Annotated in this window: 20 protein-coding genes; 17 read left to right on the top strand and 3 right to left on the bottom strand. The window is 62.6% G+C overall.

What is annotated here, in order from left to right; all coding sequences use genetic code 11:
- The first annotated feature begins 4 nt into the window (after nt 1-4).
- The 8 genes from ABID16_RS17930 (at nt 5) to ABID16_RS17895 (ending at nt 8,783) form a co-directional block, all read left to right on the top strand.
- Nucleotides 5-994, top strand: coding sequence for a bifunctional riboflavin kinase/FAD synthetase (locus ABID16_RS17930; protein ID WP_354557727.1), 990 nt, complete (start codon nt 5-7; stop codon nt 992-994).
- 131 nt (nt 995-1,125) lie between these two features.
- The gene (locus ABID16_RS17925; protein ID WP_354557726.1) at nt 1,126-1,551 is read left to right on the top strand and encodes a YeeE/YedE family protein; all 426 of its coding nucleotides are present in this window, start codon (nt 1,126-1,128) and stop codon (nt 1,549-1,551) included.
- The gene (locus ABID16_RS17920) at nt 1,551-2,009 is read left to right on the top strand and encodes a DUF6691 family protein (protein WP_354557725.1); all 459 of its coding nucleotides are present in this window, start codon (nt 1,551-1,553) and stop codon (nt 2,007-2,009) included. Before ABID16_RS17925 ends, ABID16_RS17920 begins: the two co-directional genes overlap by 1 nt.
- A 113-nt stretch (nt 2,010-2,122) precedes the next feature.
- The gene (locus tag ABID16_RS17915) at nt 2,123-3,343 is read left to right on the top strand and encodes a diguanylate cyclase domain-containing protein (RefSeq protein ID WP_354557724.1); all 1,221 of its coding nucleotides are present in this window, start codon (nt 2,123-2,125) and stop codon (nt 3,341-3,343) included.
- A 263-nt stretch (nt 3,344-3,606) separates the two neighbouring features.
- A complete protein-coding gene (gene ileS / locus ABID16_RS17910) occupies nt 3,607-6,561 on the top strand; it encodes an isoleucine--tRNA ligase (protein ID WP_354557723.1) in 2,955 nt (984 codons plus the stop codon).
- Nucleotides 6,562-6,727: 166 nt separating this feature from the next.
- Nucleotides 6,728-7,339, top strand: coding sequence for a hypothetical protein (locus ABID16_RS17905; protein WP_354557722.1), 612 nt, complete (start codon nt 6,728-6,730; stop codon nt 7,337-7,339).
- A 140-nt stretch (nt 7,340-7,479) separates the two neighbouring features.
- Nucleotides 7,480-8,289: a diguanylate cyclase domain-containing protein gene (locus ABID16_RS17900; protein ID WP_354557721.1), complete on the top strand. Its 810-nt coding sequence runs from the start codon at nt 7,480-7,482 to the stop codon at nt 8,287-8,289.
- A 14-nt stretch (nt 8,290-8,303) separates the two neighbouring features.
- On the top strand, nt 8,304-8,783 hold the full coding sequence (locus ABID16_RS17895; protein ID WP_354557720.1) for a GNAT family N-acetyltransferase: 480 nt from the start codon (nt 8,304-8,306) through the stop codon (nt 8,781-8,783).
- Between the two features lie 3 nt (nt 8,784-8,786).
- Here ABID16_RS17895 and ABID16_RS17890 read toward each other — a convergent pair whose 3' ends face one another.
- Nucleotides 8,787-9,215, bottom strand: coding sequence for a nucleoside deaminase (locus ABID16_RS17890; protein WP_354557772.1), 429 nt, complete (start codon nt 9,213-9,215; stop codon nt 8,787-8,789).
- Nucleotides 9,216-9,403: 188 nt separating this feature from the next.
- Between ABID16_RS17890 and ABID16_RS17885 the strand changes: the two genes are divergently transcribed.
- From ABID16_RS17885 to ABID16_RS17875, 3 genes are all read left to right on the top strand, one after another.
- Entirely contained in the window at nt 9,404-11,503 is a 2,100-nt protein-coding gene (locus tag ABID16_RS17885) for a pseudouridine synthase (RefSeq protein WP_354557719.1), read from the top strand.
- A 64-nt stretch (nt 11,504-11,567) separates the two neighbouring features.
- Entirely contained in the window at nt 11,568-12,125 is a 558-nt protein-coding gene (gene rsmD / locus ABID16_RS17880) for a 16S rRNA (guanine(966)-N(2))-methyltransferase RsmD (protein WP_354557718.1), read from the top strand.
- Complete coding sequence (locus ABID16_RS17875; protein WP_354557717.1) at nt 12,125-13,015, top strand: patatin-like phospholipase family protein; 891 nt, start codon at nt 12,125-12,127, stop codon at nt 13,013-13,015. The genes rsmD and ABID16_RS17875 overlap by 1 nt, the downstream gene beginning before the upstream one ends.
- A gap of 6 nt (nt 13,016-13,021) precedes the next feature.
- Here the strand turns inward: ABID16_RS17875 and ABID16_RS17870 are convergent, their stop codons facing one another.
- Nucleotides 13,022-14,797: a monovalent cation:proton antiporter-2 (CPA2) family protein gene (locus ABID16_RS17870; protein WP_354557716.1), complete on the bottom strand. Its 1,776-nt coding sequence runs from the start codon at nt 14,795-14,797 to the stop codon at nt 13,022-13,024.
- A gap of 113 nt (nt 14,798-14,910) precedes the next feature.
- Here ABID16_RS17870 and ABID16_RS17865 point away from each other — a divergent pair, with 113 nt between their 5' ends.
- The 6 genes from ABID16_RS17865 to lpxK all read left to right on the top strand — a co-directional run bounded on the left by ABID16_RS17865 (nt 14,911) and on the right by lpxK (nt 20,658).
- Nucleotides 14,911-16,257: a TldD/PmbA family protein gene (locus ABID16_RS17865; protein ID WP_354557715.1), complete on the top strand. Its 1,347-nt coding sequence runs from the start codon at nt 14,911-14,913 to the stop codon at nt 16,255-16,257.
- Between the two features lie 14 nt (nt 16,258-16,271).
- A complete protein-coding gene (locus ABID16_RS17860) occupies nt 16,272-17,075 on the top strand; it encodes a 3'(2'),5'-bisphosphate nucleotidase CysQ (RefSeq protein ID WP_354557714.1) in 804 nt (267 codons plus the stop codon).
- A gap of 72 nt (nt 17,076-17,147) precedes the next feature.
- Nucleotides 17,148-17,387, top strand: coding sequence for a DUF4170 domain-containing protein (locus ABID16_RS17855; protein ID WP_109855617.1), 240 nt, complete (start codon nt 17,148-17,150; stop codon nt 17,385-17,387).
- 121 nt (nt 17,388-17,508) lie between these two features.
- Entirely contained in the window at nt 17,509-18,813 is a 1,305-nt protein-coding gene (gene waaA / locus ABID16_RS17850) for a lipid IV(A) 3-deoxy-D-manno-octulosonic acid transferase (protein WP_354557713.1), read from the top strand.
- A 12-nt stretch (nt 18,814-18,825) separates the two neighbouring features.
- Nucleotides 18,826-19,518: an HAD family hydrolase gene (locus tag ABID16_RS17845; protein WP_354557712.1), complete on the top strand. Its 693-nt coding sequence runs from the start codon at nt 18,826-18,828 to the stop codon at nt 19,516-19,518.
- 66 nt (nt 19,519-19,584) lie between these two features.
- Complete coding sequence (gene lpxK / locus ABID16_RS17840; protein ID WP_354557711.1) at nt 19,585-20,658, top strand: tetraacyldisaccharide 4'-kinase; 1,074 nt, start codon at nt 19,585-19,587, stop codon at nt 20,656-20,658.
- On the opposite strand, the gene ABID16_RS17835 is transcribed toward lpxK, so the two are convergent.
- Entirely contained in the window at nt 20,646-20,876 is a 231-nt protein-coding gene (locus ABID16_RS17835; protein WP_354557710.1) for a DUF2093 domain-containing protein, read from the bottom strand. The two genes, lpxK and ABID16_RS17835, sit on opposite strands and share 13 nt — an antisense overlap.
- Between the last annotated feature and the right edge of the window lie 50 nt (nt 20,877-20,926).

The raw sequence follows: 20,926 nt of genomic DNA, 5'->3' as shown, positions 1-20,926 counted from the left end.
GCGAATGACAGTTTTCCATCGCAACGAGAAACGCGAACCTCTGCCCGATGCGCTGAAGGGCGGCGTCATCGCAATCGGCAATTTCGATGGCGTGCATCGCGGCCATCAGGCCGTTCTCGGCCGCGCGCTGGAAGAGGCCGAGAAGCGCGGCGTGCCCGCGCTGGTTCTGACCTTCGAGCCGCATCCGCGCACCGTCTTCAATCCCGACAAGCCGCTCTTCCGCATCACGCCAGCGCCTCTGAAGGCACGGCTGATCGAGTTGCTCGGCTTCCGTTCAGTCGTCGAATATCCCTTCGACCGTGACTTCTCGCAGCGTTCGGCGGAAGATTTCGTCACCTCCATCCTGCAGGACTGGCTGCATGCCTCGCATGTCGTCACCGGCTTCGATTTTCATTTCGGCAAGGGCAGGGAAGGCGGCCCGGCCTTTCTGATGGAAGCCGGCAAGCGCCACGGCTTCGACGTGACGCTGGTTGATGCATTCCGCGATGAGAACACCGACATCGTTTCGTCGACCCGCATTCGCGACATGCTTTCCAGCGGCGATGTCGTCGATGCCGCCGGGCTGATGGGTTACCGCTATACGGTCGAGGCCGAGGTTTGCCACGGGCAGAAGCTCGGTCGCACGCTCGGCTTCCCGACCGCCAATATGGAACTGCCGCTCGAAAACCCGCTTAAAGCCGGCATCTATGCCGTGCGTTACCGCCGGCCCGATGGCAGCCTCTACGATGGCGTCGCAAGCTACGGTTTCCGCCCGACCGTCACCAGCAATGGCCGTGCGCTGCTGGAAACCTTCCTCTTCGACTTCGAAGGCGATCTCTATGGCGAAGTCGCCTCCGTTTCGCTCTTCGGCTTCCAGCGGCCGGAACTGAAATTCGACGGGCTCGATCCGCTGGTCGAGCAGATGAAGCGGGACAAGGAAGAGGCCAAGGCCTTGCTGGCGGGCGTCCGTCCGTTAAGCGAGCTCGATCTCAAGCTCTGTTTCCCGGTGGCGTAACGGCTGTCCGACAAAACATCGGCTTGCGCAAAAACGTTTCCCGAAACCGGGCAAAAACATAAAGCGAAACCTATGTTTTCGCGCCGCTCGTCCTATTCTATGGCAAATAATTTTCACTCGAGGGTTTTCCCATGACGGAGTTCACGCCCCTCATGTCTTTCGCCGGCGGCCTCATGATCGGCCTGTCCGCGGTTGCGCTCATGTACTTCTGTGGGCGCATTGCCGGCATGACAGCCATTCTGGGCGGCATACTGCCCCCGCTTGATCGTGACTGGGCATGGAAGGCAACCTTTCTGGCGGGCGCAGTGCTGGCGCCTGCGATCCTGGCCATCTCCGGTATCAGGCTGGACTTCGCATCACCTGTCCCGGTTTATGCGGTGATCGTCGGCGGCGTCGTCACCGGCATTGGCGTCACCTTCGGCTCCGGCTGCACGTCTGGCCACGGTATCTGCGGGCTTGCACGCTTCTCGAAGCGCTCGGCCGCCGCCACGCTCACCTTCATGGCTTTCGCCTTCCTGACGACCTTTGTCGTCCGCCACATCTTCGGAGGCTTCTGATGCGCTACATCACCGTCTTTCTCATCGGGGCGCTGTTTGGCCTCGGCATCGTCGTATCGGGCATGGGCAATCCGGCCAAGGTGCTGAATTTCTTCGACCTCGCCGGCACATTCGACCCCAGCCTCATTTTCGTCATGGCCGGCGCGTTGTCGATTGCCGTTCCGGGCTACGCCCTGATTTTCCGCCGCCGGCAGAAGCCGGTATTCGGTGAGACGTTTGTCCTGCCCAAGGCGAAATTCATCGACCGCAAGCTGGTCGGCGGCTCGGCCGTTTTCGGCATCGGCTGGGGCATAGCAGGATTCTGCCCTGGTGCGGCCATTCCGGCGCTTGGTTTCGGCCACGCAACTGCGCTGATCTTTGTCGCCGCGATGCTGGTGGGGATATTCGTGGCCCGGTTTCTGAGCCAGGCCGATTTCTTCGCTGCACCGGCAAAGCCGATCCCGGCCAGCAAGGGCTGACGGCAGTATTTCGTTCACTCTTGTCGCAGCAATTTCAAAAACATGGACAGATAGATATTGTTTTCAGCTTTCTAAGGTTGTCTAATGACAACAAGCAGGGGCTGACGGCATCAATGCTGGATTTCACGACGGTATTCGTATTCTCGACGGGCATTACCCTGTTCGTCTGCTTTGTAACCGGCCTTGCATGGTTTGCGGACGAATCCGGGGTCGAGACACGCAACTGGTTCCTTGCGAGCCTCCTGCAGCTTTGCGGCTCGCTGTTGATGATTTCCGGCGACGTCATACCCCTGCAGATCGGCGGCTATATCGGCGGCATTATCACGACCGCGGCGAGCGGCTATCTCGCGCTCGGCTATCGCCAGCTTTTCGGGCAGCAGGCCCGCCCTGGCGGCGTGCTTCTTGTCGCCTTTGGCACGGGAACGGCCGTTTACCTCACCAAATTTCTGTCGGGCAACCAGCAGGACGGCATCTGGATGCTCTACTTTGGGAGTTCGATCAACCTGTTCGTCGCCGCCCGCACGGTATGCGTCGGCGCACGTAGCGAACGCCTGCGCTTCGGGCGCTTCGCAGCCTGGTCGCTGGGGGCTTACGCGGGAACCTATCTGGCGGTCGCTCCACTCGCCCTCTTGTTTCCCGTTCGCTTCGTCGAGGGCAAGCCGGTCTCCGTCTGGCTCGAAATTACCACCATTCCGCTTGTCCTGCTCAATCTGACCGCGTTCCTGATGACGCTGGTTGTCAAGCTTGAGCGCGCGAAGGAAAGGCAGCGTCATCTGGCCACCTACGACAGCCTGACCGGCGCTCGAAACCGCTCCGCCTTCTACGCCGCCTGGTCGCGCCGTCTTGGTCGCTCCGGGGTTCTGGCGGTCATCGACCTCGATCATTTCAAGACGGTCAACGATAGCTACGGACACCGGGCGGGAGACGATGCCCTGCTTGCATTTTCCAAAGCGGTGTCGGCCGTCTTGCCGCGAAACGCTGTCTTCGGACGCCTCGGCGGCGAGGAGTTTGCCGTTCTCCTGAACGATCTGGATGCCGCCAACGCAGCACGGCATTTGGAAAGCCTGCGGGAGAAGGTCGCCACAATGGCCATCGATGCAGGTGACGGCCGTTGGTTCACAATCACGTTTTCGGGCGGCTATGTCGCTTTTGAAGAAACGGAAAGCGATATGGACCGGATTTTCACCGCTGCGGACCGGGCAATGTATGCCGCCAAGGACGCCGGTCGCGACCGTGTCGTTCTCTTCGATCCGAACCAGCTTCTTCACCGCGATGTGCAGCAATTGCGCTCGATCTCCGTTACCGCGTCGGGTTCGATGCCGGTGAGAGCCTGAACAAGGGCGAGGCGGGAGTGCGATAATCTTCGCCGCCGCCCCTTTCATTTTCCCGCAAAAACGCCTAGAAAGCGGCCGCTATGATGCCGCGCCGGTGGAACTTGATCATCCGAATTATTGGCCCGGCCCTTTGAGGCGCTCGTGACGCGAGCCTGCCCGAGGGTCCGGGATTTCGGCGCTTCTCCCCCGCGCCAGACTTTCACACCACCCGCAGATTTCATGCGTGGGCTGCTCCCGCGCTACTCAATGAGTGACAGACGTCCATGACCGATACCGCTGAAAAAGTCGATTATTCCGCCACCCTCTATTTGCCGCAGACGGAGTTTCCGATGCGCGCCGGCCTGCCGGCCAAGGAGCCGGAAATCGTCGCCCGCTGGCAGAAGATGGAGCTTTACAAGAAGCTGCGCGCCTCTGCCGCCGGCCGCGAGAAATTCGTCCTCCATGACGGCCCTCCCTACGCCAACGGCAACATCCATATCGGCCACGCGCTGAACAAGATCCTGAAAGATGTCATCACCCGCTCGTTCCAGATGCGCGGCTATGACTCGAATTACGTTCCCGGCTGGGACTGCCACGGCCTGCCGATCGAATGGAAGATCGAGGAAGCCTATCGCGCCAAGGGCAAGAACAAGGACGAAGTCGACATCAACGAATTCCGCCGCGAATGCCGCGAATTCGCGCAAGGCTGGATCGACGTGCAGTCGGCCGAGTTCAAGCGCCTCGGCATCGAGGGCGACTTCGAAAATCCCTATACGACGATGGCCTACCATTCCGAGGCCCGCATCGCCGGAGAACTCCTGAAGATCGCCAAGTCCGGCCAGCTCTATCGCGGCTCCAAGCCGATCATGTGGTCGGTCGTCGAGCGCACGGCGCTGGCTGAGGCGGAAGTGGAATATGCCGAGGTCGAGAGCGACACGATCTGGGTCAAGTTCCCCGTTTCGCCTAACGCGCTCAGACCTAATCAACACGGTGAACCAGTCTCTGTCCATAACGGGCAGAAAGGAGATCTCCGTGGTGCCTTCGTCGTCATCTGGACGACCACCCCGTGGACCATCCCCGGCAACCGCGCCATCTCTTTCTCTTCGCGATTTCCCTATGGCCTCTACGAAGTCGAGACGGCAACGAACGACTTTGGGCCGCAGCCTGGCGAACGCCTGATCTTCGCGACGCGGCTTGCCGATGAGGCTGCCGCAAAGGCGAAGGTCACGTTCAAGTTCATCCGCGACGTCGCGCCGGAAGAACTCGCGGCCATCACCTGCGCCCACCCGCTCGCCGGCCTTGGTTATACATTCGACGTTCCCCTGCTCGATGGCGACCACGTCACCGACGACGCCGGCACGGGCTTCGTCCACACGGCTCCCAGCCATGGTCGCGAAGACTTTGACGCCTGGATGAACGCGGCCCGCGAATTGGACGCGCGCGGTATCTCGACCAAGATCCCCTTCACCGTCGACGATGCCGGTTTCTACACCGAAGACGCACCGGGCTTCGGCCCGTCCGCAGAAGGTGGCCCGGCCCGTGTCATGGACGACAACGGCAAGAAGGGCGATGCCAACAATCGCGTCATCAAGGCGCTGATCGACGCGAACAATCTCTTCGCCCGCGGCCGCATCAAGCATGACTATCCGCATTCCTGGCGCTCCAAGAAGCCGGTCATTTTCCGCAACACGCCGCAATGGTTCGTCTACATGGACAAGGAGCTTGGCGATGGCACGACGCTGCGCTCGCGTGCGCTCTCGGCCATCGACCAGACCCGCTTCGTCCCCGCCGGCGGCCAGAACCGCCTGCGCGGCATGATCGAACAGCGTCCGGATTGGGTGCTTTCCCGTCAAAGAGCATGGGGCGTGCCGATCGCCATCTTCGCCAAGGAAGACGGTACGGTTCTGGTGGATGACGAAGTCAACGCCCGCATCCTCGACGCGTTCGAGAAGGAAGGTGCGGATGCCTGGTTCGCGGAAGGTGCTGCAGAACGCTTCCTTGGGAAAACATACGATCCGTCCGAGTGGAAGCAGGTCCGCGACATTCTCGACGTCTGGTTCGATAGCGGCTCGACGCATACCTTCACGCTGGAGGACCGACCGGATCTGAAATGGCCGGCGGACGTCTATCTGGAAGGCTCCGACCAGCATCGTGGCTGGTTCCATTCCTCGTTGCTCGAAAGCTGCGCCACGCGCGGCCGCGCGCCCTACAACGCCGTCGTTACCCACGGGTTCACGATGGCTGAAGACGGCCGCAAGATGTCGAAGTCGCTCGGCAATCAGGTCTTCCCGCAGGACGTCATGGCGCAATCGGGTGCGGATATCCTGCGTCTCTGGGTCATGAACACCGACTATTGGGAAGATCAGCGCCTCGGCAAGACGATCATCCAGACCAATATCGACGCCTATCGCAAGATCCGCAACACGATCCGCTGGATGCTCGGCACGCTCGCCCACGACAAGGGCGAGGAGATTGCCTATGCCGATCTCCCGGCGCTCGAAAAGCTGATGCTGCACCGTCTGGCCGAGCTGGATGACGTGGTGCGCAAGGGCTATGACGAATTCGACTTCAAGCGCGTCGTGCGCTCGCTGTCGGATTTCGCCAATGTCGAGCTTTCGGCCTTCTACTTCGACGTCCGCAAGGATGCGCTCTATTGCGACGCCCCGTCGTCGCTGCGCCGCCGCGCGAGCCTCCATGTGATCCGCAAGCTCTTCGAAAGCCTCGTGCTCTGGTTTGCCCCCATGCTGCCCTTCACGATGGAAGAAGCATGGCTCTCGCGCAATCCGGAGGCGGAATCGGTCCATCTCGAACAGTTCCCGGAAATCCCGGCCGACTGGAAGAACGAGGCGCTCTCCGCCAAGTGGGCGAAGATCCGCGAAGTCCGCAAGGTCGTCACCGGCGCGCTCGAAATCGAACGCCGCGAAAAGCGCATCGGTTCGTCGCTGGAAGCAGCACCCATCGTGCATGTCACGAATGCCGAGCTTCTGGAGGCCCTGAAGGGCGAGGACTTCGCCGAGATCTGCATCACCTCGGATATCGTGGTGGATGGCTCGGAAGGCCCGTCTGACGCGTTCCGCCTCGATGAGGTTTCCGGGGTCTCCGTCGAGCCGAAGCTCGCCGAAGGCACGAAGTGCGCGCGCTCCTGGAAGGTCACGAAGGATGTCGGGTCCGACCCCGATTACCCGGAGGTCTCCGCCCGCGATGCGGCAGCGCTTCGCGAGCTCGGCTTCAAGGCCTGAAGGTTCTTTGGTATAAATATCGGATGAGGTTTGCCTTTTGGCGACCCATCCGGTATTTTCCGCCCGAAATTGGCCGGAATTTCGGTTAATGGCTTTTAAATTGCGGTCGTAAGCCGTAGTAAAAGGCGTGCGAAATGTACGTCAGGTATCAGGGACAATCAGAAACATGACCTCTTGGTTTCGAGTAGCAGTCGGTATTCTTGGCGCAACGGTCTCCGTCACCGCGCTGACCGGCTGCATCAGCAGCCCGACCTACGGAACCAACAAGACCGCCGCCGAGCACCTGGTGGATGACGTCGGCAGCGTTCTCGACATCGCGCCTCAGAACCGAAACGACAAGATTGCCTACCAGCCGAACCCGAAGCTGGTCGTTCCGGCCCGCAAGGATCAGCTGATGGCGCCGCAGGCCTCTCTGGCCGATTCCAAGAACAATCCGAAGTGGGTCGAAAGCCCGGAAGAGACCCGCCAGCGTCTGCGCGAGGAAGCCGACCAGCAGGGCCCCGGCTACCGTTCGCCGCTTCTCGGCCAGACGGCCAGCGACCAATCCAAGTCTCTTGCCGAGCAGAGCAAGGCCTACAAGGAAGCCCGCAAGATCGATCAGGGCATCTATTCCGACAAGCGCCGCTTCCTCAGCGACCCGCCGCTCGATTACCGCAAGGTGGATCAAACGCAGCTGAGCGACCTCGGTACGCCTGAAAAGATCAAGGAACGCGACCGCAAGAAAGAGGCCGCCGCCGCCAAGCAGACCAAGGGCAAGTGGTGGGATGTTTTCGACTGATATTTCGGTCGCTTATTGAGAAGGAAGGCCCGGAACATCACGGTTTCGGGCTTTTTTCTTTTGTGCGCGCCCTGGGCGATTGTCGCGCCCGCCTTTGTTGGGCATAGATGCGACTCGGCTCAATAAGCAGGCGCTGCAACATGCCAAGTCTCTACAGGTTCGTGATCACGCGCGCTGCTTTGACGGCGGTCCTGTCCCTTGTGGCCTCCTTTTGCATTTCCTATGCCGTGGTTCCGCTTCTGGGCGGCAAGCTGGAAGGTGCAGGCCTCATCATGACTCTGGTCCTGCCGGTCGTGATCAGCTTTCCGGCGAGTGCGGTTCATTTCTGGCAGTTCGAAACCACCCGCCGGCTTAAGAATGAACTCTGCCAGGCCCTGACGGAAATCGACGAGGTGAATTCCAGACTGGTGAAGGCCAATCTGGAGCTGATGCGCGAGCGGAGCCACGATCCCTTGACGCGCCTGTTGACGCCGGATGTCTTCCTTCAGCGGCTGAAGGATCAGCCAGATGAGCCCGACATCGGCCAGCTCGTGAAGCTTCGCGTGGACGGTATTGCCGGCCTGCGAAGGCAGCACGGCGGCACCGCGGCGGATGCTGCGATCTTTTCTGCCGCAGCTGCCATTCGGCGCGCGCTCCGGCCGGTTGATTTCGCGGGTCGCGTCGGCGATCATGAGTTTGCGATCTTCATGCCGGGATCGACGCCGATCCTCGCCTCGCTGGCGGTCAGCTCGGTCTCGAAGGCAGTGGAACTCGTGCATTTACCCTTTGACGGCAATGGTCATCTTCCGACAACTGTGTCTGCCGGCGGTGTCGAATGCGCGCCCGGTTTTGCCATCGAGGCTGCACTGGCTGCCGCCGATGCCGAGCTTGAGCGTTCGACCCTGCAGGGCGGCAATTGCAGCCATTGGGGCAATCTCCGCGGAGCCGCCATCCCGCGCAACTCGAGATGAATTCGGAGAAGCCCATGCCCGCCACCATCCGCAAGGCGACCATCGCCGACACGCCGACCATCTTCCGTTTCATCTGCGAGCTTGCCGAATTCGAGAGGGCCGCCGAAAAAGTCGAAACGAGCATCGAGCAGCTGGAAAAAACCGTCTTCGGCTCCGATGCCGTCGTCGATGCGCTGATCTGCGAGGAAGCGGGCGAGCCGCTCGCCTTCGCGCTCTGGTACTACACCTTCTCCACCTGGCAGGGCCGCCCCGGCATCTATCTTGAAGACCTTTATGTCACGCCTGCCGCGCGGGGCAGGGGCATCGGCACGATGATCCTGAAACATCTCGCCAATTTCGCGCTGGAAAACGACTATGGCCGCTTCGAATGGAGCGTGCTCGACTGGAACACGCCCGCCATCCGCACTTACGATGCGACCGGCGCGAAACCGCAAAGCGAATGGATCCGTTATCGCCTGTCCGGCGACGAGCTTGCGAGCTTTGCGAAGAGCTGAGGCTCAGCGCCGGTTGGCGAAGAAGTCCTTGAGAATGCTCGCGGCTTCCTGTTCGGCAATGCCGGAATAAACCTCCGGCGAATGGTGGCAGGTGGGTTGCGCATAGAAGCGTCCGCCATGATCCACGCCGCCGCCTTTCTCATCCTCTGCGCCGTAATAGAGACGCCGGATGCGGGCAAAGGAGATAGCCGCCGCGCACATGGCGCAGGGCTCCAGCGTCACATAGAGATCGGCATCGATCAGCCGCTCGGACCCGAGCTTTGCCGATGCCTCGCGGATCGCCAGGATCTCGGCATGTGCCGTCACGTCATTGAACTCGCGCGTCCGGTTTCCAGCCTGGGCTATCACCTCGCCGTCGAGCACGATGACCGCACCCACCGGCACTTCACCGCGCGCGGCAGCGGCTCGCGCCTCTTCCAGCGCCCGATCCATGATGCGTTTTGACCCGTTCACGCGAGAAACCTCTTAACGTCGTGATTGCGACCTGATAAGGGACGCCAAACGAATAGGCAAATTCAGGATCAAGTCCAGCGAAAGCGTTTGCGCTTTCAGCGCGGATTTGGGTGTCGTGTGACACGAGACAGCCTGTTTGCGGCTCAAGAATAAGTGGACAGCCTCTCATGGCATTCGATGACGAAAAGAAGCGCCCGGCCCGCAAGCCGGCCGGCGGCGCAGGCAAGCGAGATTCCGCCGCAGGTGGTGAGCGTGGCAAGGGCGGCCCCGGCGGTAAGGGTGGAAAGCCCTTCGGCAAACCGGCAGGCAAGAGCTTTGGCAAGCCCGGCGAAGGTCGCAGCTTTGCCAAGAGCGCCGAGGGCGGTGGCGAAAAGCGTTTCGGTAAACCTGCTGGCAGGAGCTTCGCGAAAAGCGAAGAGGGCGGAGCCGAAAAGCGCTTCGGCAAGTCCGAGGGCCGTTCCTATGGAAAGCCGGGCGACAAGCCCAGATCCTTCGACAAGCCCGCGGGCAAGCCCTATGGCAAACCGGGTGGCAAGCCCGCCTTCAAGTCGGATCGTCCGAAGAGCGACGGCAAGTTCGCCGGTACCGGCGCTGCACCGAAGACTGCCGCCGAAACTGCCGGCCTCGAGCCCGAGCGCATTTCCAAGCTTCTTGCGCGTGCCGGCGTTGCCTCGCGCCGCGATGTCGAGCGGATGATCATGGAAGGCCGCATTCGCCTCAACGGCGAAGTGCTGACGGCACCCGCCGTCAACGCCACCTATGCCGACAATATCGAGGTCGATGGCGAGCGCATTCGCGGTCCGGAGCGCACGCGCCTCTGGCTTTACCACAAGCCCGCCGGCCTCGTGACCACCAATGCCGACCCGGAAGGCCGCCCTACCGTGTTCGACAACCTGCCCGAAGGCCTGCCGCGCGTCATGTCCATTGGCCGCCTCGACATCAATACCGAAGGCCTGCTGCTGCTGACCAACGACGGCGGTCTCGCCCGCGTGCTCGAACTGCCCTCGACCGGGTGGCTCCGCCGCTACCGCGTCCGCGCCCACGGCTCGGTCGATCAGGCCAAGCTCGACCAGTTGAAGGACGGCATTGCCGTCGATGGCGTGCTTTATGGCGGCATCGATGCGATCCTCGACCGCGAGCAGGGCCACAATGCCTGGATCACCATGGGTCTGCGCGAAGGCAAGAACCGCGAAATCAAGAACGTGCTCGGCGCCATCGGCCTCGACGTGAACCGCCTGATCCGCATTTCCTACGGCCCCTTCCAGCTCGGCAATCTGCCGGAGGGCCAGGTCATGGAGATCAAGGGACGCATGCTGCGCGACCAGCTCGGCCCCCGCCTCATCGAAGAGGCAAAGGCCAATTTCGACGCCCCGATCTTCGACCATAGCGGCGCGCTTGTCGTGGACGAGGACGACGCCCGTCCGGCGGCCCGCAAGCCGCGCGACCAGCAGGATCGCGCCCCGCGAGGCGACCGCGCCGAATGGAGCGACCGTGGCGACCGTGGCGATCGCCCGCAGCGCGACCGTTCCTTCGGCGACAAGCCCTTTGGCGCCAAGTCGGCCCGCGGCGGCGACCGCAAGGGTGGCGACCGCGAAGAGCGCTCGGACAAGAAGATCCCGCCGCGCAATGTTCGCAACGCGAATGTCTGGATGGCGCCCGGCGCGCGTCCGCTCGGCGAAAAGGAAGCCGCCAAGGTGGCCAAGGTGGCAGCCAAGCGCGGCCCGCGCCCGGAAGCCCGCAAGCCGGAGGCAACCGTTTCCGACCGCGTCGTGCGTCCGACCGTTCTCAAGGTTCGCGACGACGAGGGTCAGTGGATCCGCGCCACCGGCGATGCCGACAAGAAGCGCGAAGGTGAGGGCGGCCGCGACCGCAAGCGCGGCTTCGGCGACAAGCCCCGCGACGACCGCCCGCGCAGCGACAAACCGCGTGGCGAACGCTCCTTCGGTGACCGCCCATTCGGCGATCGGCCCCCGCGCGAGCCCCGCGAAGGCGGCCGCGACGATGCCCGTCCGGCCCGCGCCTTCTCCGGCAAGCCGCGCTCGGATCGCGATGCCGGCGACCGACCGTTCGGCGACAAGCCGAGGGGTAAGTCTTTTGGTAAACCGTCGGGAGACAAGCCTTTCGGCGCGCGCGGCGGCAAGCCGGGCGGTGGCAAGAGCTTTGGTGGTAAGCCGAGTGGTGGAAAACCCGGCGGCGGCATGGGTTTCGGTGGCAAGCCTCCAGGCGGCCGCACCGGTGGCCCGCGTGGCGGCAAGCCCAAGGGCTGAAGCATGTCGCGCAAAAGTGTTCAGCGGTTTTGCGATAGCGACATGCGACAAGAAGGAATGACCCATGCGCATTGTCGGCGGTGAATTTCGCGGCCGCGCTCTGGCCGCGCCGAAATCCAACGACATCCGCCCGACCACGGACCGGACGCGCGAGAGCCTGTTCAACATTCTCGCGCACAGCTATCCGGAAGCGCTCGCCAAGACGCGGGTAATCGACGTTTTTGCCGGCACGGGTGCCGTCGGCCTGGAGGCGATTTCGCGCGGCTGCCAGCAGGGCCTGTTCGTGGAGATCAGCGTCGAGGGCAGGGGATTGCTCCGCCAGAATATCGAGACGCTGGGCCTCCAGTCCCGCGCCCGCATCTTCCGCCGCGATGCGACCGACCTCGGCGTGGTCGGCACGATGGAGCCCTTTCATATTCTCTTCGCAGATCCGCCGTATGGAAAGGGTTTGGGCGAGAAGGCGATTGCAGCTGCCATCAAAGGTGGTTGGCTGGTTCCCGGTGCGCTGGTCATTCTGGAAGAACGAGCCGATGTCGCGCCCGTGATCCAGCAGGGCCTGACGTTTGTCGAGGAGCGCGCCTTCGGAGATACGAAGATGCACTTTTACCGTTTCGGCGCGTGATGGCTGACAAGAGCAAGAAGAAAAAGAAGAAGAAAGACAAGGACCGCGAAAAGGTCGCCCAGCAGACCTCGCCGACCATTGCGCTGGCGCTGGGCGGCGGCGGCGCACGCGGCATCGCGCATATTCCCGTTCTCGAAGCGCTGGACGAACTCGGCCTGAAGCCGGTCGCCATCAACGGCTCGTCGATTGGCGCGCTGATGGGTGCCGGCCGCGCGGCAGGCATGACAGGTCGCGAAATCCGCGAATATACGCTGGCGACCGTCGGAAACCGCAACCAGGTCATCAACCGCCTCTGGAAACTGCGCCCGGAAAACATGCGCAAGGGCTTCCGCTTCGGCCAGTTCAATCTGGAACGCATTCTGCGCGCCTTCCTGCCCGATGCCATCCCGGAAGATTTCTGCCAGCTCGACATTCCGCTGCAGGTCACGGTGACGGATTATTACGGTCAGTGCGGCATGCTGGTTGGCGAAGGCGAACTATTTCCCGCGCTTGCCGCCTCCGCTGCTATCCCGGCGCTCTTCATGCCCGTGACCATGGGCGGCCGCGTCATGATCGATGGCGGCGTCTTCGATCCGGTGCCTTACGAGAGCCTCATCGGTCGGGCCGATATCGTCATCGGCGTCGATGTCGTCGGCGCGCCGGAAGGCGATGGGGTCACCATCCCGAACCGCATCGACAGCCTCTTCGGCGCATCGCAACTGATGATGCAGTCGCTGATCGCCACCAAGATGCGCAGCAATCCACCGGACATACTGCTCCGCCCCGAGGTCAACCGCTTCCGCGTGCTGGACTTCATGCGCGCCGGCGAAGTGCTGGAAGCGGCAAACGGCGTCAAGGACGAGGTGAAACGCCTGATCGACGCCGAAATCGCCTTCCGCCAGAAGGCGTGATTTGTTTCAATCCTGCTCTTCGCGCTTGCGCGGCTTGACGAGAGGTTCGGGATTGACCGGACGCTTGTAGACCATGTCGCGGCCGGCGGTGATGCCTTCCGAAGCCTGCAGAGCCAGACGGGCGAAGTCGCGCTCGCGCGTTTCGTCCGCCAGTTCCTGCGCAGTCGTTTCGTCGAGGCCCAGGCCTTCCAGCGTTTTCGCGCCAAATTTCAGGCCGGCCTCGAAGGTCTCGCGCTCGCCATAGTCGATGCCCCGCTCCTGCAGCGAGAGGAGATGCACGCGGTCATAGGCGCGCACATAAAGCCGGGTCTGCGGGAACTCGTCGAGAACCAGATCGACGATCTTGTCGGTGATTTCCTGCTTATGGGTGCAGACCGCCACGATCTTCGCCCGCTCGATGCCGGCGGAGCGCAGCACGTCCTTGCGCGTGCCGTCGCCGAAATAGATGCGGAACCCGAAATTCGCAGCCTGCCGGATACGGTCGGCGGAGTGGTCGATGATGGTCACGTCGCGGCCGCTGGCCAGCAGAACCTGCGCGGCGATCTGCCCGAAGCGCGAGAAGCCGATGATCATGACGTCGGACCCCGCGCCCTCGAAATCCTCGTCCAGTTCTTCCACCGGCCCGTCCCTGAGCAGGAATGGCACGAGCGCCACGCCGAGCGGGGTCGCCGCCATGGTCAGCGTCACGGTGGCGATCAGCAGAGAGGCCGTCGAGGCCGGAAACAGGAAGGCGGCCGTGGCGGCGGAGAAGAGCACGAAACCGAATTCTCCGCCCTGCTGCAAGAGCCCGCCGATCTTCACCGCATCATTATGAGACGACCCTGTGATGCGGCAGGCCGCATAGATCGTCACGGCCTTGACGATCATGACGGCCGGAACTGCGACCAGCACGAGGATCCAGTTCTGCTCGAGCACCTGCAGATCGAGCGACATGCCGACCGCCATGAAGAACAGGCCGAGCAGAATGCCGCGGAACGGCTCGATATCGGCCTCCAGCTCATGGCGGAACGAGGATTCCGACAGCATGACGCCGGCAAGGAAGGAGCCCATGGCCATGGAGAGCCCGGCAAGCTCGACTGTCACGGCCGCCGCCATGACGACGAACAGCGCTGCCGCGATCATCGCTTCGCGCGCACCCGTCCGGGCAATCACCTGGAAGAGCGGGTTGAGCAGATACTTGCCCGCGACCAGAACCGCGGCGATAACGGCAATGGCGATCGCGAAATTCTGCAAGCGATCGGGCGCTGCGACATCGCCCTGCTGGCGTGCCAGCAGCGGGATCAGCGCCAGCAGCGGCACGATGGCGAGATCCTGGAAGAGCAGCAGCGAAAAGGTTCGCTGGCCATGCTTGGTCGATCGCTCACCGTTGTCTTCCAGGATCTGCAGGGCAAAGGCGGTCGAGGAAAGCGCAAGGCCGAAACCGGCAATCAGCGCGCCCTGCCAGTCGAGAAGCCCGGTGACGATGCAGATCGCCGATAGAGCCGCACCACTCAGGCCCACCTGCAGCATGCCAAGCCCGAAAATATCCTTGCGCATCTGCCAGAGCCGCGATGGCTTCAGTTCGAGCCCTATGACGAAGAGCAGGAAGACGACACCAAGTTCGGCGACGCCCAGAATGTCTTCGGCTCCGCGAATGAGATGCATGACAGGCCCGATCACCACGCCGGCGGCGAGATAGCCGAGAACCGTGCCCAGGCCCAGCTTCTTGAAAATGGGCGATGCCACCACCGCGCCGCCCAGCAGAATCAGAGCTTCCTCGAACAGACTATGGGCGTTCGTCATGGCATTCCTACATCGGACGGGCGTGAAACGGGGCGGAAAGGTCGAATCGGCATCGCTTGGGCTTGATGCTTCCAGAAGGGAACAATAAATGGAGCGGAAAGAAAGGACAAATCATGTCATCGACGTCCGATTCGGAAAATCTCCTTTCCCGTGCATCTGAGCTGATCGATCTCGCCCGCGCTGCCGGTGCGGACAAGGCCGATGCCGTGGTCATGCGCTCGCGCTCATCTTCGGTTTCCGTCCGCCTCGGCAAGGTGGAAGGCACGGAAAGTTCGGAGAGCGACGACTTCTCGCTGCGCGTCTTCGTCGGCCAGAAGGTCGCGACCGTCTCGGCCAATCCGGGCTTTGACCTGAAGGCGCTCGCCGAACGCGCGGTCGCCATGGCCAAGGTTTCGCCGGAAGACAAGTTTGCCTGCCTCGCAGACGAGAAGGATCTCGCGCGATCTTTCCCCGATCTCGAACTCTTCGACGGAACGGAAGTCAGCGCGTCCGACCTGACCGACAAGGCGCTTGCTGCCGAGGCTGCGGCACTTGCCGTGAAAGGCGTCAGCAATTCGGTCGGCGCCGGCGCCTCTGCCGGCATGGGCGGGCTGGTGCTTGCAACCTCGCATGGCTTTTCCGGCGCCTATCAGGCCAGCCGCTTCGGCTATTCGGTCAGTGTCATTGCAGGCGAAGGCACCGGCATGGAGCGTGACTACGACTATTCGAGCGAGCTTTTCTACTCGGAACTGGAAGACCCGACCGCCGTCGGTCGCCGCGCCGGCGAGCGGGCGGTCAAGCGCCTCAACCCCCGCCAGGTCCCGACCGCCAAGGGCCTCACGGTCATTTTCGATCCCCGCGTCTCGCGCGGCATCGCCGGCCATATCGCCGGCGCGATCAACGGCGCATCGGTCGCCCGCAAGACCTCCTTCCTGCGCGACCGCATGGGCAAGCAGGTCTTGAAGGCCGGTCTCTCCGTCACCGACGATCCGCTGATCGTGCGCGGCTCTTCTTCGCGTCCGTTCGATGGCGAAGGCGTAACGGGCGAAAAGCTGACAATGATCGAGGACGGGGTGCTCAAGCACTGGTTCCTCTCGACCTCCACGGGCCGCGAGCTGGGTCTGGCCACCAACGGTCGTGGCGTCCGCGGCGGCTCCAGCGTTACCCCGGCTTCGACCAATTTCGCTCTTGAGCCGGGCGACATCTCTCCGGAAGATCTGATCCGTTCCATCGGCACGGGCTTCTATGTCACGGAAGTCATCGGGCAGGGCGTGAACATGATCACGGGCGAATATAGCCGTGGCGCGTCGGGTTTCTGGATCGAGAATGGCGAATTGACCTTCCCGGTCTCAGAAGTCACGATTGCCTCGAACCTCAAGGACATGTTCATGGCGATGACGCCGGCAAGCGACATCGACCGCAGCTACGGCACGGCCGCACCGACGATTGCCGTTGAGAACATGACGCTGGCGGGCAAGTAAGGGGACGACTGAAGATGACGGAGAGCGGCGCGGGCGATTGGGATGACGATCTCGAACTGCTCGTCTCTGCCGCGACCGAAGCCGGCGAGGCCGCCATGGGCTATTTCCGCAATTCGCCGGAAACCTGGTGGAAGAACGAAGGTCGCTCCCCCGTCACCGCAGCCGACTACGCCGCCAACGACATCCTGATCGACCGGCTGCGGCTGGCTCGCCCCACTTACGGTTGGCTCTCGGAGGAGACCGAGGACGACGGCGCGCGGCTTGGCTACGAAACGCTCTTTGTCATCGATCCCATCGACGGAACCCGTGCCTTCATGAACGGGCTTTCCACCTGGTGCGTCAGCGCCGCGGTGGTTCATCGCGGCCGGCCCGTCGCTGGCGTTCTCGTTGCGCCGGCACTGGGCGAGACCTTCACCGCCGTGCTGGATGGCGTCGCGCTGAAGAACGGTTTCCCGATCTCCGTGCGCGATCCTTCCGATGCCATGGCGATCGCCGCGCCCGCCGAGGCCTTCAAACGTCTGAAACCCGACTATCTGGCCCGCGCCCGCCGCGTGGAACATATCCCGTCACTCGCCTATCGGCTGGCCATGATTGCCGACGGCCGCATCGACGCGACGCTGGTCTATCCGCATTCGCATGACTGGGATCTGGCCGCAGCCGAACTCATTCTGGAGCGGGCAGGCGGCAGGTTGTCTAGCCTTGATGGGCAAACGCTTGGCTACAACGGGGCGGTCGTCCACCATCCGGCGCTCTGCGCGGCGCATGAAACCGCGCTTGACGGCTTAACGAGCGCTGCACAATCAGCTTTCAGCCATTGACCTTTGCCGTCAAATTGAGCACACCGCTAACCCGGAGGAACCTGGGCAACAGGACTATTCCAAGGAGACACCATGTCTGAAGAAACAGGCGGCAAACAGCTTCTTCATCTCGTCTTTGGCGGCGAACTGAAGGACCTCGGCGAAATGCAGTTCCGCAATCTCAAGGAACTCGACATCGTCGGCATCTTTCCAGACTACCAGTCGGCGCTGACCGCGTGGCGGGGCAAGGCGCAGTCGACGGTGGACAATGCGCATATGCGCTATTTCATCGTCCACATGCACCGCCTTCTCGATCCGAACCACAAGGACTGATCGGCAACAGCCGGACTGGGTCATGAAATCGACAAGGATTGGCGCTTTGCGACAATCTGCAGGCCCGCGCTGATCAAGCTCGGCCAGCACGAGCCAAGGCCCTCAGACGGGAAGGACCAGGATGGCAAACACGATGGCGCGCTTTGCTCTGTCCGCCTACAAGTGGGCGGGCTTTGCCCTGTTTCCGCTTCTGACACCCTATCTTGCCGTCCGCTCGGCAAAGGGCAAGGAAGACGCTGCGCGCCGTCGCGAGCGCTTCGGCCATCCGGGCCGCGAGCGCCCCACCGGCCCGCTCGTCTGGTTCCATGCCGCCAGTGTCGGCGAAACGACAGCCGTTATCCCGCTCATCCGTGAAGTGCGCAAGCGCGACATTCACGTTGTCCTGACGACCGGCACGGTAACATCCGCGAAGGTCGCGAGCGAACGGCTGGATGACAGCGTCATCCACCAGTTCGTACCCCTCGACATCAAACCCGCCGTAGGCCGGTTCCTCGACTACTGGAAGCCCGATCTCGCCGTTATCGCGGAGTCGGAAATCTGGCCCGTGACCCTGATGGAGTTGGGTGAGCGCCATATTCCGCAAATCCTCGTGAACGGACGCCTGTCTGACCGATCCTTCGCGCGCTGGCGGCGCTATTCCGGTCTGGCGGGCGAGATTTTCCGGAACTTCGCGCTGGTCATCGCACAGTCCGAGGCCGATGCTTCGAAATATAGCGAACTCGGCGCCTTGCCCGTCACGGTCTCCGGCAATCTGAAGGTGGATAACGATACGCTGCCCTACGAGGCCGATGTTCTGGCCCGCTACAAGAGCCAGCTTGGCGCGCGCAAGACCTGGGCTGCCATCTCTACTTTCGACAAGGAAGAGGCTGCCGCCGGCCGGGTGCATCAGCGCCTGAAGGCGGCAAACGGCCTGCTCACGATCATCGTGCCGCGCCATCCAGAGCGCGCCGACGAGATCGAGAAGGAACTGAACGAACAGGGGCTCAAGGTTGCACGCCGCACCCGCAAGGACCCGATCACGCCCGATACAGACATCCTCCTCGGCGATACGATCGGCGAAATGGGGCTTTATCTGCGCCTCACGGAAATCGCCTTCGTCGGCCGTTCGCTCTATGCAGAGGGCGGACAGAACCCGATGGAGCCGGCTGCTATCGGCTGTGCTGTGCTCTCGGGCGGCAATGTCCAGAACTTCCGCGACAGCTATCAGCGCCTCGCCGCCAATGGCAGCGCCAAGATCGTCCGCGACGAGGACATTCTGGCCAAGGGCGTACACTATCTGATGAACAACGACCCCGTCCGCCGCAAGATGATCGATGCCGGCTTCGACACCGTGCAGGGCATGCGCGGCGCGCTGACGGCGACAATGAAAAGTCTCGAACCCTATATCAGCCCGCTCGCCATGAAGGCGCGGCTGGACGCGAAGTGAGGCCATCCGACCATGGCGATTGCCGGCATTCTCTTCGACAAGGACGGGACGCTTCTCGATTACTTCAAGAGCTGGTCGCCCGTGAACCGCAAGCTGGCTTTGATTGCTGCTGACGGTGATCAGGCTTTGGCCGATCATCTCCTCCGCTCGACCGGCATGGATCCGGAAACCGGTCATGTCGTGGCGGACAGCCTGCTGGCCGCCGGCAACACGGAAGAGATCGCGGAAGGTCTCGTCGCTGCCGGCTCGAAACTGTCTGCCCGCCAATTGATCGAAGACCTCGACGGGCTCTTCGCGGAAGCGGCGTTGAACGCTGTGCCTGTGACGGATCTTGCCGATTTCTTCGGCCGCCTGAAGGCGCGTGGCTTCAAGCTCGGCGTTGCCTCCAGCGATAACGAGCTGTCCATCCGGCGCACCGCCGACCGTTTCGGCTTCGCGGCCTATCTGGATTATATTGCAGGTTACGACAGCGGCTATGGCTGCAAGCCGGAGCCGGGCATGGTCTGGGGCTTTGCCGAAGCGGCGGGCCTGGAACATGCCGAAATCCTCGTGGTCGGCGATAACAGCCACGACATGATGATGGGCCGAAATGCCGGTGCCGGCATGACCATCGGTGTCCTGACAGGCACGGGTACGCGCGACACTCTTGGGCCGCTTTCGGACTATTGCCTCAACGACATCACCGAAATCGAAACGATCATCTGAGCACCACACCTTGCCAATCGGCGGGAATCGCCCTCTTGGTGGACCATCGGCAAACACGGAGCGAGCATGGTTTCCGAATCCCCGCCCTTCTGGTGGACGAAGATCGGTTGGCAGGCGGCGCTGCTGTCGCCGGCGAGCCTCATCTATAGCGCGGTCGCCGGCTGGCGGATGCGCCGTGCCCGTCGCGCGCCGGTGGATTGCCCGGTCGTGTGCGTCGGCAATTTCACGGTCGGCGGGGCCGGCAAGACGCCGACGGTGATCGCCATCGCTCAGGCCGCTGCAGCCCTCGGCTACAAGCCCGGCCTGCTGAGCCGCGGCTATTCCGGCCTTATCTCCAAACCCACGATTGTCGATCCACATCATCATCGCGCCGTCGATGTCGGTGATGAGCCTCTGCTGCTGGCCCGCGCCGGGCTGACGGTCGTGGCGCGGAACCGCCTGGAGGGCGCGAAGAAGCTGATTGCCGAGGGCGCCGACCTCATCATCATGGATGATGGCTTCCAGAGCGCCCGCATCGCGATCGACTATGCGCTGGTGGTGGTGGATGGAAAGCGGGGCATCGGCAACGGCCTTGTGGTTCCCTCGGGCCCCGTTCGGGCGCCGCTGAAGGAACAGCTCCGCCATGTCACGACGTTGCTCGCGGTATCCGGCGGCCCGGCGGCCGACCCGTTCATCCGCCGCATGGCGCGCGCCGGAAAGCCTGTTCTGGAAGCCGGCGTCGCCCCGGTCAATGGGTCCGAATTCGCAGGCAAGCGCCTCTTCGCTTTTGCAGGCATTGCCGATCCTGCGAAGTTCTACAAGAGTCTTGCTGATGTCGGGGCGGAGGTCGTGGCCACGCGGGCGTTTCCGGATCACCACCACTTTGCCGAGGATGAAATCCGCTCGCTTTGCGTGGACGCCGAGCGCGACGGTCTTCTGCCTGTCACCACCGCCAAGGATCGCGTGCGCCTCGCCGGCCACCATGGCGCGATGAACGAACTGATCGAGCGCATTCGCGTGCTGGATATCGAGATGAAGTTCGATGATCCGGCTGCGCCGTGCCTTATCGTGGAGCAGGCCTTTGCCAATTTCCGCAAGCGCAAGTTCGCGCTGAAAAAGCCGGCCTCGACGAAAAAGCCTGTTTCCGCTCAGCGCCGCTGATTGGGCAATGCGCCGGCACGCTTCTCGGCCTCAAGAGAGGAGGCTGCATCGCAATAGGCTTCCTGCCGGGCGACGCTCCAGTATTTCATTTCGTCGATCGGGATCTGCTTGCCGGTGACCGCGCAGATCACATAGGAGCCCGGCGTCAGTATCTGGAAATCGCCATCCAGAAAACGGATCCGCGCCTCGCGCCCACCGGGTCCTTCAAAGCGGTTCATCCGTTGTCTCCTGAAAAGTTTTGCTAAAGTGCTTCGCCCGCGCATCCGTT

This window comes from Limnomicrobium aquaticum, from assembly GCF_040545545.1.
Taxonomy (GTDB): Bacteria; Pseudomonadota; Alphaproteobacteria; order Rhizobiales; family Rhizobiaceae; genus Ensifer_A; species Ensifer_A aquaticum.
The sequence above is the reverse complement of the archived record's forward strand: the minus strand, read 5'-3'. Positions and strand labels throughout refer to the sequence as shown.